A 17,710-nucleotide genomic window follows, 5' to 3' on the forward strand; every position below is an offset into this window, starting at 1 on the left:
TGAAAGGAAGCCCTATGCGAGCTTGGGATACGCCCACAGTTCCGTCTCTGCCGGGGTCGGCGCCACTACCGCAGATCTTTGATACTTCGATGGGCACTGTGGTTCAGCTTCAAGAGCCCCAACACGCAGGGTTATATGTCTGCGGGATAACCCCGTACGATGCAACGCATATGGGCCATGCTTCAACCTACGTTGCTTTTGATGTACTCAACCGCGCTTGGCGTGACGCCGGAGTAGATGTCACCTATGTACAAAATGTGACTGATGTGGACGACCCACTATTAGAGCGTGCCACTGCTAATGGCGTTGATTGGCAAGAACTTGCCGAAGAGCAGACTGAACTTTTCAGGACCGATATGGAGGCGCTTCATGTGCTTCCGCCTGATCATTATGTGGGCGTCGTTGAATCCATTCAATGGCTTTTCCCGGTGATTGAGGATCTTGTTGAACGTTCCCTGGCATATCGTGTGGCGGGGTATGTCGATGAAAAGGGTGTGCAGCACCCCGGCGGTGATATCTATCTTGATCTAAAGGCGGTACAGGCACTTCCACAGAATGAGGACGGATATTCCTGGACTCCTGGCGAAGTCAGCCACATGAGCCGCGATGAGATGCTCGGTATTTTCTCTGAACGTGGGGGAGACCCTGAGCGTTCGGGCAAGCGTGACCCTTTAGACCCGCTTTTGTGGCGTATTAAGCGTGAAGGTGAGCCTTCGTGGGATGCAGGCTCTCTAGGGGAGGGACGTCCCGGCTGGCATATTGAATGCACGATGATTGCTCGTAAATTTATAGATGGTCCGCTGACGGTTCAAGCAGGTGGTTCCGATCTAAAATTCCCGCACCATGATTTGGGCGCCGGACATTCATGGGCCGTCTCGAACCGCCCACATGCTTTGCACTATGCGCACACTGGGATGGTGGGACTTGATGGTCATAAGATGAGTAAATCCCGCGGTAACCTCGTGCTGGTTTCTAAACTTCGTGCAGCGGGTGTTGACCCCAATACGATCCGACTCACTATTATGGATCACCACTACCGTGAAGATTGGTTCTGGACTGATGAGGATCTTAAGAAGGCTCAGGCTCGCCTAGATCTTTACCGTCAGGCGGTTGAAAGCGCTAACGGTACTGATTCATCTGCGGCTGAACAGGCGCTAGAGAAGGTACGGGAGTATCTGGCGGATGATCTGAAAACATCAGGTGCGCTCATGGCACTTGACGCTTGGGCTATTTCGGCTCTTGAGCAGGTGCGCGATGGTAACGCTGAGCCTTGTGGCGGCGGAGAACTTATTCGAGACACGCTCTCAGCACGCCTAGGAGTTGTGCTCTAAAACAGGTTCTACCATGAACGACTGGTTCCCGTACTAAGCTTTGAGTCTTGATATGGGAACCTTTGTTTATCCATAGAACCGGTAGAATAGAAATAAACTACGTGACAAGGAGACACACAGCATATGACCACTCCCACCGGTGCCATTAACCGCCGTGGTTCATTCCGCCCCGGCGAGCGCGTGCAATTAACCGACGAGCGTGGTCGCATCACCACCATCACTCTGCAGCAAGGTGGGGAGTACCATTCACATCGAGGGTTCCTCAAACACGATGAACTCATCGGTGCGCCTGAAGGAACTGTTATTGAGAACACTCACGGTTTTCTTTATCAGGCGCTGCGCCCTCTGTACAAAGATTTTGTGTTGTCTATGCCGCGTGGTGCTGCCGTGGTGTACCCCAAAGATGCCGCTCAGATTATTGTGAAGGCCGATATTTTTCCGGGGGCTCGTGTTGTCGAAGCCGGTGTTGGTTCCGGTGCTCTTTCTATCGCTTTGTTGCGAGCTGTAGGCGATGATGGCTGTGTGCATTCTTTTGAACGTCGCGAAGAATTCGCTGAGGTCGCGCGTGCAAATATTGAGACTATGTTCGGGGGAACGCATCCAGCGTGGAAGCTGAGCATTGGCGATCTCCAAGAGAGACTTCCCGAAGTTGAGCAGCCCGGCAGTGTCGATCGTGTGGTACTTGATATGCTTGCGCCTTGGGAATGTTTGGATGCTGTTGCGCAGGCTCTTGCACCGGGCGGGGTGTTAATTTGTTATGTGGCAACGGTAACCCAAATGTCTCGTCTGGTGGAAGGGCTGCGTGCGGATGGTCGTTTTACAGAGCCTGAGTGCGATGAAACTATGGTACGTGGCTGGCATGTTGAGGGGTTAGCGGTTCGTCCAGATCACCGGATGGTTGCGCATACAGCTTTTCTGATCGTAGCCCGGCGCCTTGCAGATGGTGCAGTTCGTCTTTCTCCGAAGCGTCGGGCTTCTAAAAACGACTTCACCGATGATGATATGAATGCCTGGATTCCGATGAATGTGGGGGAGCGAGAGGTTACTGATAAGAAGGTGCGCCGTGCTCTACGGGACGCTAAAAATCTTGCGGAGCATGCAGTGCATGCCCATCGGGTGGCTGTAGCTGAATCTCAGGAAGAAACTTCTATGCCCAATGGTTTAGATAAACCCGAGTAGGCTTGACCAGTATTCCTGGCCCGCAGCGGTGGGCAAAAACACCGCCCATGACAAGTTTGCTGATGAGAGGAAAAGGATTTGACGCCTGAACATATAAATCCGTCTCGGGAATCGTCTTCAGATCCCAAGTCGTCGGCTCGTCAGCCAAGCCCCGCGCCGCATTATTCTGCAACGCAGAGTCAGGTGCCAATACCTTCCTCGCGCGCGGTAAGCCCCCAAGAGTATGAGGCTTTACTGAGGCGTGTAAGCGCCGCTGAGTCTACCCGCACTAATATGAACCGACAGTTACGAGCCGCTTCTGAGAAAAATCGTAAATTGGTTGAGGCACTTACTCACTTCAAATATGAGATTGAGCGGCTACGGGCTTCACTAGCACAAGAGATCATGCCCCCGCTGAACTCGGGAATTATTCTCGCAGTCAGTACGGGACAGCGTATGACCTACGCGCAGGCTGCTGACGATAAGAGTCCCGCTGAAACCGAGGACTACCTTGATGTCCAAATCGGAGGACGTTTTATGCGTATTCCGCTCTCCCCGCTTTTGGACCGTAAAAACTTGGCACCGGGTATGACGGTGCTCCTCAATGAACAGTCTGAAGCTGTTCTATCCCTTGGATATGAATCCTATGGGGACGTTGTGACGATTCGTGAGGTTCTGAGTCCCCAGAAAGTACTCATCGATACTGCGTCTGGTGCTCAGCAAGTTGCCCGTGTCTCTGGGGAGCTTGATGTCGATTCCCTGCGCACAGGTGATGCAGTTACCCTAGATAGCCGCATCCGGATGGTTACCGGGATAGTTCCGGCAAGCCGCTCTCAAGAACTCGTCCTCGAAGAAATTCCGGATATTTCTTACGAAGATATTGGTGGCCTCGGAGCGCAAATTGAGCAGATCCGCGATGCCGTTGAGCTGCCTTACCTGCACCCAGAAATTTTCGAGCGTTACCATTTGGCGCCACCCAAAGGTATATTGCTCTACGGACCACCCGGAAACGGTAAGACCATGATCGCCAAAGCTGTGGCGAACTCACTAGCGGCGCGCGCTGCCGCGTTAAACCCAGGTACAAATACTCGCGGTTATTTCCTTAATATCAAAGGCCCCGAGCTGCTCGATAAATTTGTGGGGGAGACCGAACGGCAGATCCGTGATATTTTCGTGGCAGCACGGGAAAAAGCCCAAGCTGGTCACCCAGTCGTTGTGTTCTTCGACGAAATGGAGTCACTATTCCGTACCCGCGGCACGGGGCGTTCTTCAGATATAGAAACCACCATCGTTCCGCAGCTTCTTGCTGAAATCGATGGCGTTGAATCCTTACAGAATGTTATCGTTATCGGTGCCACAAACCGTGAAGACCTCATTGACGCCGCAGTTATGCGCCCAGGCCGTCTTGACCTGAAAATCCGTATTAACCGCCCAGATGCCTCTGGCGCTACCGAGATTTTCGGGCTATATCTCACGGACGATCTGCCTCTAGATCCCCACGAAGTAGCCAAGCACGGTTCAGCAGATGCGACGCTAGCAGCCATGATCTCTGCCGCCGTCGCACAGCTTTACGCTCGTACTTCCGCTAACGCCTATGTAGCAGCAACTTTGGACCAGGGTATTAACACGGCAGATAATCCCCGCCTGCACGAAGAGACCCTATATCGCGGTGACTTTGTCTCTGGCGCCGTTATCCGCAACATTGTGGATCGCGCTAAAAAGTACGCCATCAAGGAACACCTCAGCTACACAAGCTCACCTCCCACCGGTATTGCCCATGAACCCCAACCAGAAGGTATTACCACACGACACCTTCTCGAAGCGGTACGCGCAGAATTTGAAGATCAAGTTGAGCTGCCGCCCCTACCTGATGTTGAAGACGCACTCACCGTACGCGGAATACGAGGCAGGATTCTTTCCATCACGCCGCCACATACCGCCACTACACCTTAATCGTTCCAAGAAAGTAACCTCATGTTCCAGCCCGTCTACGGTATTCACCGCATCATGGGAGCAGAAACCGAATACGGTGTTATATCCCCGGATGCCCTCGGCACAAACCCCACGATACTGTCCGCTATCGTAGTCAACACGTACGAAAAACTGGAAGCAAAGCGCACAGAATCTCTACGTCGAGCCATTGAGGATAACGCGCAAAAAGCACAGCACACGTACTGGTCTACAGAATCCGAGTCCCCGCTCACTGACGCCTTCGGACACACCGTCAAAGAACAAGAGGCACACTCCTCACAACTCACACACACCCGTCGAGAACTCACAAGCGAAGATATAGCGCTTGAAGCCCTACGAGAAGCAGGAATTGACGGATCCCAAGAGCTCATCCACGGACGAGGAGGCTACCCGGAACGCCTCGACTGGGACCGAGTCACCATGAACGCCATGCTCGCCAACGGCGCCCGACTCTACGTCGACCACGCCCATCCCGAATACTCATCCCCCGAAGTACTCACCCCGCTCCAAGCAGTACTTTACGATGCTGCGGGCGACAAAATAGCCTACGATTCGATCACCGAAGTAGCGCACCACACCGATGATAACCTACCAACCATCAAACTCTACAAAAACAACACCGATTCCAAGGGACAATCCTACGGTGCACACGAAAACTACCTCATCAGCCGCGATATCCCTTTCGAAGACGTTGCCAGCACGCTCCTAACCTTCTTTGCAACACGCATCATCTATACCGGGGCAGGCCGCGTAGGCATAGGTGTTAACGGCGAAATTCCAGGATTCCAAATCAGCTCACGGGCCGACTTCTTTGAACGCCCTGTCGGGCTTGAAACAACTATTCGACGGCCCATCGTTAACACCCGCGATGAACCCCACGCCAACTCCGAGCGCTACCGTCGTCTGCACGTCATCCCTGCAGACGCCAATCTTTCCCACTATTCAAACCTCCTTAAATTCGGCACAGCCACTCTAGTACTAAACCTCATAGAATCCGGACGCGCCCCAAACCTACACCTCGCCGACCCAGTAACAGCGTTACACACCACCAGCCACGACCTATCACTCAGTGCTCAGCTCCCGCTCACAGAAGATTCTGACAGCACCACCAAATTCGCCACAGCTCTAGAAATTCAACGCGCATACCTCAACGCCTGCAAAAGCCACGAACATGAGAACCCCACCGGAGTCGATAACGACACCCAACAAATACTCGCCCTCTGGGAAGAAACACTCGATGCTCTAGAAACAAATCCTCTCGCACTTGCAGATCGTCTCGACTGGGTCGCTAAATATGCGCTCGTCAGCAGCTATGTGGCTAAAGGTGTTCCCTATACCGATGCAAAGCTCAAAGCCCTTGACATACACTATGCAGATATAGATCCTACACGGGGTCTTTACCACCGCCTCGTTGCGCGTGGTCGGATGCGCACCCTCTTCACGTCTCAAGACATCGAAGACGCCGCCCGCACCCCACCATCAGACACCCGTGCTTATCTCCGAGGAACCCTGATGAGCCGATGGCCCGATGAAATCATTGGTATCAACTGGGATACCGTATCTTGCCGGGGGCGTTACTCCCACGAACTTACCCGACTCGCCATGCCAGAGCCCACACGCTACACTCAATCTGAAGTAGACCCGCTCTTACCACGAGTTACCCACTCCGACGAACTGCTTCAACTCCTCCAACAGAACACGACACCCCATAAAGACCTTTAGGAGAAAACATGTCACGTGAACGCATCCACGCTTCAGAGCTCCAGTACCACGAAGAACTCACTGAACAGGAGGAATCCCTCACCCAACAAGACACGACCGTTGTACATGACATAAGCGAAGTCGACGATATCCTCGACGAAATCGACGGGCTGCTCGCCGAAAACGCCGAAGAATTCGTCACCGGATTCGTCCAAAAGGGCGGTCAGTAACTCAAAGACTTGCTCAAAGCACTTTCGTCCCCTTACTAGAAACACACCATGGAACAACGCATATTTGGCATAGAAAGCGAATTCGGACTTAGCTACGTACCCCAGGGGCTAGGACGGCTCAGCGTCGAAGAAACAGCTGCAGCGCTCTTCAAGCCCGTCCTTGATGAATGGCGCTCTACTAACGTTTTCCTGCCCAACGGTGGACGGCTCTACCTCGATGTAGGTTCACACCCCGAATACGCCACCGCCGAATGCGCCACCATCGACGAACTCCTCGCCCAAGAACGCGCGGGCGAGCTCCTCTTCGCTCAGCTAGCGCAACAAGCCCAAGAGCAATTGCGCGCACACCACGATCGCCCTCTCAACGGCACGATCTACCTTTTCAAAAACAATGTAGACTCCGCCGGAAACTCATACGGCAGCCACGAAAACTACCTCATCAGCCGCAAACTCGAATTCCCCATCCTCGTTAAACAACTCGTACCATTCCTCGTCACCCGTCAAATCCTTGTAGGCGCAGGAAAAACCCACCCCCACGGAGGACCCTTACCAGGTTCAACAGATCCACAAGCCACTACAGGCATACCTTCGTACTCGTTCTCACAGCGAGCAGACCATATCTGGGAAGCAGCAAGCACCTCAACCTCCCGCACGCGACCCCTCATTAACACCCGCGACGAACCCCACGCCGATGCCTCACGATACCGCCGTATGCATGTCATCAACGGCGACTCCAATATGGCGGAACCCACGGTACTGCTCAAAATAGTCAGCACCGACCTCGTGCTACGCATGCTCGAAGACCGATTTCCTGTCACCAGCTTAGAACTCGCATCGGTCCCGCAAGCTCTACGCACCATCAGCCACAACCTCACCGGAACCGCAGCTTTTGAAACCACAGACGGACAACGCTACACAGCTCTAAGCGTTCAAAGGCACTACCTCGACGCTGCCCGCCAATACATCACGCAATACGGGACCCACCACCATCGTGTCGATTACGCACTAGACCTCTGGCAGCGCACCCTCGACGCCATCGAAACCGGTGACTACAGCAGTATTGACACCGAAATCGACTGGGCTATCAAAAAGAAATTCCTAGACGCATACATCGCCCGTAGCAACGCGGCTGGAACTCCGACAGACTATGCGAGCGCTCGCATCCAACAGCTCGATCTTGCTTACCATGATATTGACCCCCACCGCGGGGTTTACCATGCTCTAGCCCGGCGTGGAGCCATCACAACGCTCCTCCCGCCTGATGCCGCACAGCGTGCGATGCAGGAGCCCCCGGCAACCCGCGCACGACTACGTTCACAGTTTGTAGAGGCGGCTAAAAATGCGGGGGAGCAGTCTACCGTAGATTGGGTACACCTTAAACTCAACGCATACCCACAGCACACCCTAGTATTTAAAGATCCTTTTCAGACGGAGAGCTCCGAACTCACAAAGGTTCTTGAGATGCTTCGCCATAAGAACCCTCCTCAGTCCGTTCCGCCTTTGGTGTAATGTTCCACAATATGGTTCTACAACTAGCTTTTTATTCTAGGGTTTGATACTTTACGTATGTTTTATGTTCTTATTGATTTGCTCTACACCGTTGTATTTGTCGGGTTTTCGCCCGTTTAATATTGAGTTATAGAGCATCACATAATTTCGGCGTATCTTAAACGTCTGAACTCCGAAATAAAGAAAACCTAGGGAAGGAACCTTCGTGTCGAAAAAAGCCTTGGCTGCTTCAGTACTCACTCTTTCGATGTTGCTAAGCGCTTGCGGCGCTGGTGACTCGGGTCAAAACGAATCTTCGCCGTCCGCTTCTGCTAGTGAAAACACTGTGAGTAGCTCAGAAGCACTTGACAAAGTACAGGTAGATCTTAAGGGCGGAACTCAGGTTCCCGCTGTATCTTTTTCTACACCTTTTTCTACAGATCGGGAGGTTGCCAGGGTACTGGATGAAGGTACAGGTGACTCCCTTCAGGATAGCGATACTGTTCTCGTCAACGCTTCAATTTTTAATGGTGAAAATGGTTCATTGGTAGGCAGTTCTTATAAGGAAAATGAGCAATCTATACCCATTCAAGTTGGTCGATTAAAAACGATAGAACCCACTATTTACGAAGTTATGAAGAAGATGAAGGTTGGTGGTTCTTTTGTATATAGTACGAATGTGTCCCACGAGCAGCAGCAACAGCAGTCTGCTTCCTCAGTACGACCAACTGTCGAAGCTGGTGCACCAACCAATCTTGAGGTTTATACCGTAGCTCGGAAGCTTCCCACAGAGAAGGATCTTCCTAAATATGCTCAGGGTACTGAGCAAACTCCCAATCCGAAGCTTCCTGCCTTCTCTCTGAATGAGACTACGGGTAAGGCAGAGCTGAAGTTCGCAGATGATAGGGGAGAGGCTCCGCATGAGCTTGTTGCTCAAGATTTGATTACTGGTACCGGTGCCGAAGTCAATGAGAACGATGCAGTATATGTGCGTTATATTGGCGCTCAGTGGTCTGATGGTAAGGTCTTTGATGGGAACTACGATAAACAGGTCGCAAATTTCCAGCTTAACGGAGTTATTAAGGGTTGGAAACAGGGCTTAAAGGGTAAGAAAGTAGGTTCTCGAGTTGAGCTTGTTGTTCCTGCTGAACTTGCCTATGGGGAAGAGGGACAGAATGGTGGACCCAAGGGAACCCTAGTATTTGTTGTCGATATTTTAGCAACTGTTCCCATGAGCCCAGCCCACGCTTCAGCGCAGCCTTCTCAGCAGGCTAAGGAGCCTTCTTCAGCTTCCCCCACAGCTATCCCGTCTAGCTTGGCGCCTACGGCTGATCCCACCAAACAGTAAATTCTATTCGAGCTCTGCCGATAAGCGCTGTACCCGTCTTCGGTAGGGCACTTGAGAGAAAAGGAAACATATTATGTCTTTTGGCCAGCGTAAGCTTGATCGAGAAAAGCCGGAAATTGATTTTCCCGAGGGCAATGCCCCGACCGAACTTGTTATCCAAGATCTTATCGAAGGTAAGGGGGCTGAGGTTGTTCCCGGTTCTCGTGTCTTGGCGCACTATGTAGGTGTTGCTTTTTCCACTGGTGAGGAATTCGATGCTTCATGGAACCGCGGCGAGCCGCTTCCGTTCCAGGTTGGCGTGGGGCAGGTTATCCGCGGTTGGGATGAAGGACTGTTAGGCATGAAGGTTGGCGGTCGGCGTCGCCTCGAAATTCCTGCAAGCATGGCCTACGGTGACCGCGGCGCAGGATCGGTCATTAAACCTGGTGAATCCCTGATCTTTGTAGTGGATTTGGTAGACGTTAGCTAGAAAATCTTAAACTTTGGGGCTGCTGTCGTAATTTACGGGTACGAATACAGCAGCCCCTGAGTTGTTTAAGGTTTTATATATCCCCGTATGATGGATGTATGGCAACAAAAGCGCGAGATGTTTCGTCTAGTTCATCGTTGATTAGGATTTATCATCGGCTATGCAATAGCTCGCGGCGCGGTATTTCTCGCGCAGAGTTTTTAGAAGTGTACGGTTTAGACGAATACACCATCTTTGGCTCGGGGAATAAACGAAAAGCTGAGACCATCGCTAAAAAGTTTGAGCGTGCAAAGGACTGTTTGCGTGATGCTGGTATCACGTTTAAGCATATTGAACATGACGGCAAAAGCTACTATGTGTACACTCCGGCTCCTAATCCGCTTCTTGATTGGGAACTTACGTTAGAGGACACACAATTTCTCATGAGCCTGTGCCGTGCCTGGGAAGGTACCGAGCTTGAGAGCTCTGCACATCGTATGATGCGTAAGATCGTTCTTAGCGTTCCCACGCTCTCAGCTTCTATACGTTTAGAGGAACTAGAGGAACCACTCCAGCGTATACGTCTAAGTGATGATTCCCATCTAGAAGAGATTTTTAGTGCCTTTAGCGAGCATAAAACCATTGATATGGACTATGGGGACCTCAATACTCGCCATAGCGAGAATCTGTCCGTGTGGGGGATAGGGTATCGTTACGGCAATTGGTATTTTACGGCGCACTATCCCCCTCGCGAGGGTTCTGAGGCTCCGGAGGAAGAACCGAATCGTGCGTATATTCACCGTTTTGAGCGCATTCAGAGTATGCGCATCAACGGTAGTCAACAGCAGCAAAAGAATTTTGTTCGGCCTGGTGAAACGTTTGATTTTCAAACCATGCTTTCTGAAAACCTTCAGGGCTATGCCCGTACCGTACCCGCCTTATCCTTAGATTCACATGAGCAGCTGCTTCTTGACTCCTACGGTATTCGAGAAACTGCGGTGAAAGCCACCGCACGCGGATTGAAAATACTGATCCCAAAATCGTCCGCAGATTTTTCGGGCAAAGACCTTCAACGGGCCCGGGATGCATATCGAGCTCAGCACAAGCTGGTGGAACGTTTGCTTTATACCCATCATCACAAGGCTGTTTTGTCTGAAGCATGGCGTAAGAATTCTCGCCGTGAACGCGATGATGATACAGACCGTTTTATCGATATGCTCTTGGTACTACATCGTCTAAGCCAAGACGATGCGGCTTGGTCCGAAGGGGGCGTTCCTTTTAAACCAGCGACTTCACTTCTACAAGTGGATAACGGCAAGTCTAAAAGCAACCTTGTCAGTGATTTTACCGATGTATGCGAGGACTATGGAGCTGCAGAGTTGGATCTTGCGCCTCCTATAGTCTTCACGCCCCGTCAGGATCATGAACTATACGCCGAGCTAACCTATTCATGTGACGATCTGATTTATCAGGGCGTTCCTCTGTCAGCTTTAGAGCGTGCCATGCTCTTCTTTTCGATGTCAGCTGCTGAGGTTCTCTACCCAGACGATGCACGCGTTTCCAAAATTCGTGAGCTGCTGTTGGTGAGCTACCCAAAGGATGCTGAGCGCTTGCGCGGAAGCCTAATTTTTACTCCTGAACACCATCTTATTCCTTTAATACATCGGGCAGTCTCTCAGAAACGAACCCTTATTTTTGACTATGCAGGGGTGCAGCGCACCGTTGATATTTGCTCACTGATCTTTGAAAATAATCGTTTTTATCTGCATGGGCTGTGTCGTGAAACTACCGATTCTAATGCCTGGCGAAATTTTGCTCTTGACCGCATGAAAAATGCACGGCTTGGCGGTAAAAGCCATCAGGTCGCTGCTTCTAAGACTCCCAACACCCCACATCTTTGGTCTCGGCAGCAACAGACAAATACAGAACACCCTTATGTTCGAATCAAAATCCACGTTGAAAATCTCAAAACAGAGCGGCGAGAGAGTACTATCCGTACTTTGAAACGACGGAGTACTCACGTTTCACGGTCCCAGCCTTCTAAACCTGAAACACCCTTGATTTACCATGAGCTGCACTATTATCCTGGTGAAAACGAGGCAGGTCTTAAGCAAATATTGCATTTCGTTGTAGCGTATGAAGGTGCTTTAGAGATTCTTGAGCCAGAACCTGTACGGTCTCTACTTAAAGATCGTCTGATGTCACTTCTAGCATAGATATCTGCGAAAGACACGCCCAGACATCTATAAGTGGAATAACAACCTTGTATAATAATTCCTATGCCGTGGTGGTTTTGGGTATTACTATGGGGCACCTTAACGATAGGTTCTCTAGCGTTTTTAGCGTGGTTCGTATATCGTGCACTCACACGGGGCTTCATGCTACTCGATCTTGTAGCAACATGGATGGAATCCATCGAAACTCGTTTCGACGAAGCGCAAGCGAATACCCGCCGAAAATTGCCCGCCGAGCAAAGCCTAGGGATTTTTACCCCGGTAACCACGGCGTACAATGAATACGAACAAGGAAAACAGACACGCAGGTCTGAGCGGATCAAGCGACGGGTCTCCCGACGAGATCGACTCGGCCAACCTCAAAATATCGGAGACCTGCTCTAAGCACAGAAAGGTTCATACCTTATGGGTCAGTTGTTCAGTCACCCGGCAACTATTATCGTAGTCATCCTCCTCATCGTTCTGCTCTTTGGCGCTCCCAAGCTTCCAGGTATGGCACGTAGCCTTGGTCAGTCGATGCGTATCTTCAAGTCCGAAGTCGAGGGCATGAAGAGCGATAGTAAGAAAGAAGACGATAAGGACGATGTTGTCACCGCTGAAGTTGTTGACAACAAAGCTAAGTCCGAAAAGTCTGAAAACTAATTTTCAGTACAACAACGCAACCCGTGCAACCACCTCTCTGGTGGCACGGGTTGTCCAGTAGTTTATCTACCCATATCGATAATTTTTGAATAACAGGTATGAGGCGGAGCTTAGAATACAACGAGGAAAACGATGGCAAAACCGGATCAGGATGTACGCAACCGCAAACTAAATCCTGAAGCCCGTATGGAGCTGAAGGAACATCTACGTGAGTTTCGTGACCGCTTCATTAAAGCGGCTATTGCAACTGCTATCGCCGCCGTACTTTCCGTTATTTTCTTGTATCAGCCCTTTATTGATGCAATCTCTGAGCCTCTCAAACAAATCAACGCAGCAGATAACCGCTTTGCAACCTTAAACTACGGCTCAATTTCTTCACCTTTTGACCAACTCATTCGCGTGGGTACGTATATCGGTCTTGGACTTGCTGCACCCGTTTGGCTCTATCAAGGGCTGCGCTTCTTACTTCCCGCATTACACACCAAAGAGAAAAAATACCTCTATGGTTTCCTCAGCGGCTCAATCTTTGCCTTTGCCTGCGGTGTCTTCATCTCTTGGTACAGTCTGCCCGGCGTTGTTCGTGCACTCACAATGTTCACCCCACCCGGTGGATCGAACGTCATTGACGCTCCAACCTATATTTCCTTCATCGTTAAGTTTATTTTCTTCTTCTCACTAGCATTTATCATCCCCGTCATCCTCGTGGGATTGAACATGCTGGGGGTTATTCGGGGTAAAACTATCCTCAAATCTTGGCGCTGGATCGTGGTTCTTGTAGCGCTTATCGCAGCTATGACGGCCCCCGGGACGGATATCATGATGATGTTCTACCTGATGATTCCGCTCCTAACTTTCTTCTTCCTCGCCATAGCAATATGCTTGCTCAACGATAAACGGCGCGACCGCCGCGAAGCTAAACTAGCAAAGGGTCTTACAGAGACCGAGCTCAATACGGCCACCAGCGCTGAAGACCTTGAAAAGCTAGGACAGCTTGAAGAGGAACCCTCCCAAAAGTAAAACTCCAGAATCCTCCGTCTACTCAAGACGGAGGATTTTTAGGCGCAGGTACACTAGAATTATGGCTGAAAATCCCCAAGAAACCACTCACGGCTCGAACGACCGCCCGAGCTACTCTGCACAGTATCAGGAAGCGCAAGAACGTAACGCTCACGCAAAAACAGCGCTTGGGAAGTTCGAAAAGACTCTTGGGTTCCCCCTTGACAGCTTCCAACGTCAGGCATGTCAATCCGTCGAAGCCGGGCATGCAGCCCTTGTTGCTGCACCCACCGGTGCTGGCAAAACAGTTGTTGGAGAATTCGGCATCTACCTTGCCCTCCAAACTGGAACAAAAGCGTTCTACACAACCCCTATCAAAGCACTCAGCAACCAGAAATACCATGACTTTGTGCGTGAATATGGTGAAGAAAGCGTGGGTCTGCTCACCGGTGACACCAGCATCAATACCGAAGCCCCCATCGTCGTCATGACTACCGAAGTCCTTCGCAACATGCTCTACGCCGAATCTACGACCCTCATCGGTCTGGGATACGTCATCATGGACGAAGTACACTATCTCGCCGACCGGTTCCGTGGAGCAGTCTGGGAAGAAGCTATTATTCACCTTCCCGAACATGTCACTGTCATCTCACTCTCTGCGACTGTATCCAACGTCGAAGAATTCGGAGCATGGCTAGATACCGTACGGGGTGATACTGATGTTATCCTCTCTGAGCACCGCCCCGTCCCGCTCTGGCAGCACCTCATGGTAGGAAACCGTGTCATCGACCTCTTCGTACCCGATGAAACTTCTCAGAAAGAGGCTTCACCTACAAAACGTCGTAAAAACCACACAAAATCACCCCAAAACGCTCCCGCGGGGCTACGCATTAACCCGCTCCTCAAACAACTGCGGCCAGGCTTTCGCCGGCACACCCCCCGGCACAATGCACCCAAACGCGAGCGCTTCCGACGCGGCCGCAACCGGCATGACAAACACACACATGCACTCGAACGATCCCGTCATAAAACCTTCACCCAAGACACCGACGTTCTGCGTCCGCACCGCATATCTCGCCCTGAAATGGCCCATATCCTAGACAAGCAAGGGCTATTGCCTGCCATATGCTTCATCTTTTCACGGGCAGCATGTGACGACGCCGTTACCCAATGCGTCAACGCGAATATCGTCCTCACCACCGAGGAACAGGAGCAAACCATCCGTGCCTATATTGCAGAAACCACCGCACACCTTGATAACCGAGACCTTCATGCCCTTGGATATTACGAATGGCGAGACGGACTCATCCGCGGGGTGGCAGCCCACCATGCGGGTCTGCTGCCGCTCTTCAAAGAAGTTGTTGAGACACTTTTTGCGCAGGGTCTTATCAAACTAGTCTTTGCCACCGAAACCCTCGCACTCGGCATCAACATGCCAGCCCGCACCGTCATCCTCGAAAAACTCACCAAGTTCAACGGTGAAACCCACGTCGATATCACCCCCGGAGAATACACCCAACTTACCGGGCGGGCAGGGCGCCGCGGAATCGATCTTGAAGGACACGCCGTAGTCCTCTGGCGTCCAGGTCTTGTACCAGAACAGGTTGCCACCCTCGCATCCACTCGCACATACCCCCTTAACTCATCATTCCGCCCCACCTACAACATGGCTGCGAACCTCATCGCAGCCTATGGTGCCGAACGAACCCGCAAAATCCTCGAATCATCCTTTGCCCAGTTCCAAGCAGATAAATCAGTCGTAGGAACAGCTGCACGAGTACGTAAAAACGAAAACGCGCTCGAAGGATACCGAGACTCCATGCAGTGCCACCTTGGAGACTTCACAGAATACATGCGCCTGCGGCAAAACATCAAAGATCTAGAGAAAAAAACCCGCAAAGCCAACCAACAACATGCACGCGCCCAAACCCACCAAAGCATCCAAGAACTTATGCCCGGAGACATCATTCACATACCTCATGGGCGCTCCCGCGGCTACGCTATCGTCATCACCCGTGCCGAATCCAACACAGACCCACGCATTGGTATCCTTACCGAAGACAATCAGCAGCGCACCGCAAGCGCACGTGATTTCACGGGGCTCATTGAACCCGTCTCCTATATCAAGATCCCCAAGAAAATAACCCTTAAAACACCCAAAGAACGCCGCGACGCCGTCTCACGGATGCGTCAAGCGCTCATCGATGAACGACCGCCCCGCAAACTCGGAAATACCCCCATCGCCACACGTCATAACGATGCCCAAGAAAAACTCGACACACTACGCACCCAACTACGTAACCACCCCTGCCACGGGTGCTCTGACCGGGAAACCCATGCACGCTGGGCAGAACGATGGCGCAAACTCAACGCAGAAACAGAAGGACTACGCCGCCAAATTACCCGACGCACCAACACTATTGCCCAGGTCTTCAACCGCATCGCAAAGCTCCTCACTGAATACGGCTACGTTACTGCTGACTCCCATAACGGGCTCAAGCTAACGACGAGGGGGGAAGCCCTGCGCAAACTCTACGGGGAAAAAGACCTTCTCACCTCTATTTGTCTCGAAAAAGGCTTCCTCACAGATCTGGATCCTGCGGCTATAGCAGCAACCATAGCCGCGCTCACATACCAGGGCAAAAAGGAAACCATCGAAATTCTCCCACGCTACCCACATCCCTCGTTACAAGCACCCATCGCGACCATCAACCGTGAACTAGCCCGGCTCAACGCCCACGAAGAACGTCACAAACTAGATCAAACCCCACCCTGCGATCTAGGCCTCGTCACCCCTATCTACCGCTGGGCTCGCGGTATGCACCTCGCAAAAGCACTCGAAGATACCGACCTCGCCGCCGGCGACTTCGTACGCTGGGCAAAACAAGTTATCGACGCCCTCGACCAGATCGCCCATATCCCCACCATAAGCCCAAACCTACGAGCAAGCTGCGAAAAAGCTATAGCCCTCATCCGCCGCGGAGTCGTCGCACTAGACTCCTAAAACCGCTGGAAAGAACATGAGCATCTATATCTATACCAACGGGAGCATCTACAGCCCCGCCGACCCCTACGCCACAGCGCTCCTCACCGAAAACGGTACCGTAACCTGGATAGGCTCAGATGCGGGAGCTCGCTCCATCACGGACGAACGCATGCGAGCTATCGATCTAAACGGCAAACTCATCACGCCCACCTTCGCACGTGCCTTCGCACCCATAAACAACCACAGCGAAAAAACACTCTACGAGTACTTCCTCAGAACACATACCCAGGGATACCATACCCACACACTCGCAGGAACAATACGAGACATCCCGACCCTACGCGCATCACTCGACACGTTTTATACAACACACTCAACAGCCCCAGACGTACGATTCTTCATAATCCCAGAGCCACAAGCGACCTCCGCATCGTACGCTGAGCTCGTCACCACAGCCCAAGACCTGCTCAATAAATCATCTATAGCACTCACTGGATTTCACGCCACAAATCTAGACCACCTACCTACTCTGGCCTCCGAAGCAGCAGAACATGGTCTTGTACTCTCCATCAACACCCAAGATAGTTTCACTAATGCCTTTAGCTATGCGCTAGCCGTTAGGGAACAGCATCCTTGGCTTAATGTCCGACTTGATCAGGTTCGTGGAGTCATTGATGATCAACGTCTTCAGGATCTCGCAGATGCACGGATCAACTTAGGTATCCAAGCAACCTTTGATACTGAGACTGCAAAGTTAGCCCACCGGGCGAATGCAGCTGGTACCGCGTTCGCGCTAGGGTCAGACTCATCTCTTGTTGAAGTGCCTCTTGGATGGGAGCTCATCTCAGCCCTTATAAAACCCGCAGATGGTATTTCAGCACGCAGTGGTTTCGCAGCACTTACGCGAGGAGTCTACCGGCTAGCCCACGACGAGAACCCCTTTGCGGGCCAAATACTCCCTGATACACCAGCGAATATAGCACTCTGGAACGTCACTGAGCTTATGGTCCAAGCCCCGGATTCTCGCGTAGCCTCGTGGAGTACTGATCCCCGTGCTCGTATTCCACTTTTACCGGTTCTTGCTTCAGATGTGCCATTGCCCGTATTAGATCGCATGTACACTAGGGGAGGGGAATAGTACGTTTCCTAGCTCGTAAAAGTTACCTGAAAATATACC

The 17,710-nt window shown here is 51.7% G+C and carries 13 protein-coding genes; all 13 read left to right on the forward strand.

Annotated features, from left to right (window positions below; genetic code table 11):
- Window positions 1-14 precede the first annotated feature (14 nt).
- The gene (gene mshC, locus HMPREF2981_RS08845; RefSeq protein ID WP_070662476.1) at window positions 15-1,331 is read left to right on the forward strand and encodes a cysteine--1-D-myo-inosityl 2-amino-2-deoxy-alpha-D-glucopyranoside ligase; all 1,317 of its coding nucleotides are present in this window, start codon (window positions 15-17) and stop codon (window positions 1,329-1,331) included.
- Between the two features lie 123 nt (window positions 1,332-1,454).
- Window positions 1,455-2,510: a tRNA (adenine-N1)-methyltransferase gene (locus tag HMPREF2981_RS08850; RefSeq protein ID WP_004004687.1), complete on the forward strand. Its 1,056-nt coding sequence runs from the start codon at window positions 1,455-1,457 to the stop codon at window positions 2,508-2,510.
- Between the two features lie 273 nt (window positions 2,511-2,783).
- Complete coding sequence (gene arc, locus HMPREF2981_RS08855) at window positions 2,784-4,442, forward strand: proteasome ATPase (RefSeq protein ID WP_246825464.1); 1,659 nt, start codon at window positions 2,784-2,786, stop codon at window positions 4,440-4,442.
- Window positions 4,443-4,463: 21 nt separating this feature from the next.
- Window positions 4,464-6,182, forward strand: coding sequence for a depupylase/deamidase Dop (dop, locus tag HMPREF2981_RS08860; protein ID WP_070662479.1), 1,719 nt, complete (start codon window positions 4,464-4,466; stop codon window positions 6,180-6,182).
- 8 nt (window positions 6,183-6,190) lie between these two features.
- Window positions 6,191-6,391 carry a ubiquitin-like protein Pup gene (locus tag HMPREF2981_RS08865; protein ID WP_004004684.1) on the forward strand — a complete coding sequence of 67 codons (201 nt, stop codon included), beginning with the start codon at window positions 6,191-6,193 and terminating at the stop codon, window positions 6,389-6,391.
- A gap of 48 nt (window positions 6,392-6,439) precedes the next feature.
- Window positions 6,440-7,900 (forward strand): Pup--protein ligase, encoded by a 1,461-nt coding sequence (gene pafA, locus HMPREF2981_RS08870; protein ID WP_070662482.1) that lies wholly within the window; start codon window positions 6,440-6,442, stop codon window positions 7,898-7,900.
- 205 nt (window positions 7,901-8,105) lie between these two features.
- Complete coding sequence (locus tag HMPREF2981_RS08875) at window positions 8,106-9,227, forward strand: FKBP-type peptidyl-prolyl cis-trans isomerase (protein ID WP_070662485.1); 1,122 nt, start codon at window positions 8,106-8,108, stop codon at window positions 9,225-9,227.
- A 73-nt stretch (window positions 9,228-9,300) separates the two neighbouring features.
- Window positions 9,301-9,696 (forward strand): FKBP-type peptidyl-prolyl cis-trans isomerase, encoded by a 396-nt coding sequence (locus HMPREF2981_RS08880; protein ID WP_048778190.1) that lies wholly within the window; start codon window positions 9,301-9,303, stop codon window positions 9,694-9,696.
- Between the two features lie 476 nt (window positions 9,697-10,172).
- On the forward strand, window positions 10,173-11,891 hold the full coding sequence (locus tag HMPREF2981_RS08885) for a WYL domain-containing transcriptional regulator (protein WP_239668099.1): 1,719 nt from the start codon (window positions 10,173-10,175) through the stop codon (window positions 11,889-11,891).
- Window positions 11,892-12,314: 423 nt separating this feature from the next.
- Window positions 12,315-12,551, forward strand: a complete 237-nt coding sequence (gene tatA / locus HMPREF2981_RS08895; protein WP_004004679.1) for a Sec-independent protein translocase subunit TatA — start codon at window positions 12,315-12,317, stop codon at window positions 12,549-12,551.
- A 132-nt stretch (window positions 12,552-12,683) separates the two neighbouring features.
- Window positions 12,684-13,568 (forward strand): twin-arginine translocase subunit TatC, encoded by an 885-nt coding sequence (locus HMPREF2981_RS08900; protein WP_037230906.1) that lies wholly within the window; start codon window positions 12,684-12,686, stop codon window positions 13,566-13,568.
- A gap of 61 nt (window positions 13,569-13,629) precedes the next feature.
- Window positions 13,630-16,551 carry a DEAD/DEAH box helicase gene (locus HMPREF2981_RS08905; RefSeq protein ID WP_070662491.1) on the forward strand — a complete coding sequence of 974 codons (2,922 nt, stop codon included), beginning with the start codon at window positions 13,630-13,632 and terminating at the stop codon, window positions 16,549-16,551.
- Between the two features lie 16 nt (window positions 16,552-16,567).
- Window positions 16,568-17,671 (forward strand): amidohydrolase, encoded by a 1,104-nt coding sequence (locus tag HMPREF2981_RS08910; RefSeq protein ID WP_070662494.1) that lies wholly within the window; start codon window positions 16,568-16,570, stop codon window positions 17,669-17,671.
- Window positions 17,672-17,710 lie beyond the last annotated feature (39 nt).

This window comes from Rothia sp. HMSC069C01 (assembly GCF_001814655.1).
Classification (GTDB): domain Bacteria; phylum Actinomycetota; class Actinomycetes; order Actinomycetales; family Micrococcaceae; genus Rothia; species Rothia dentocariosa.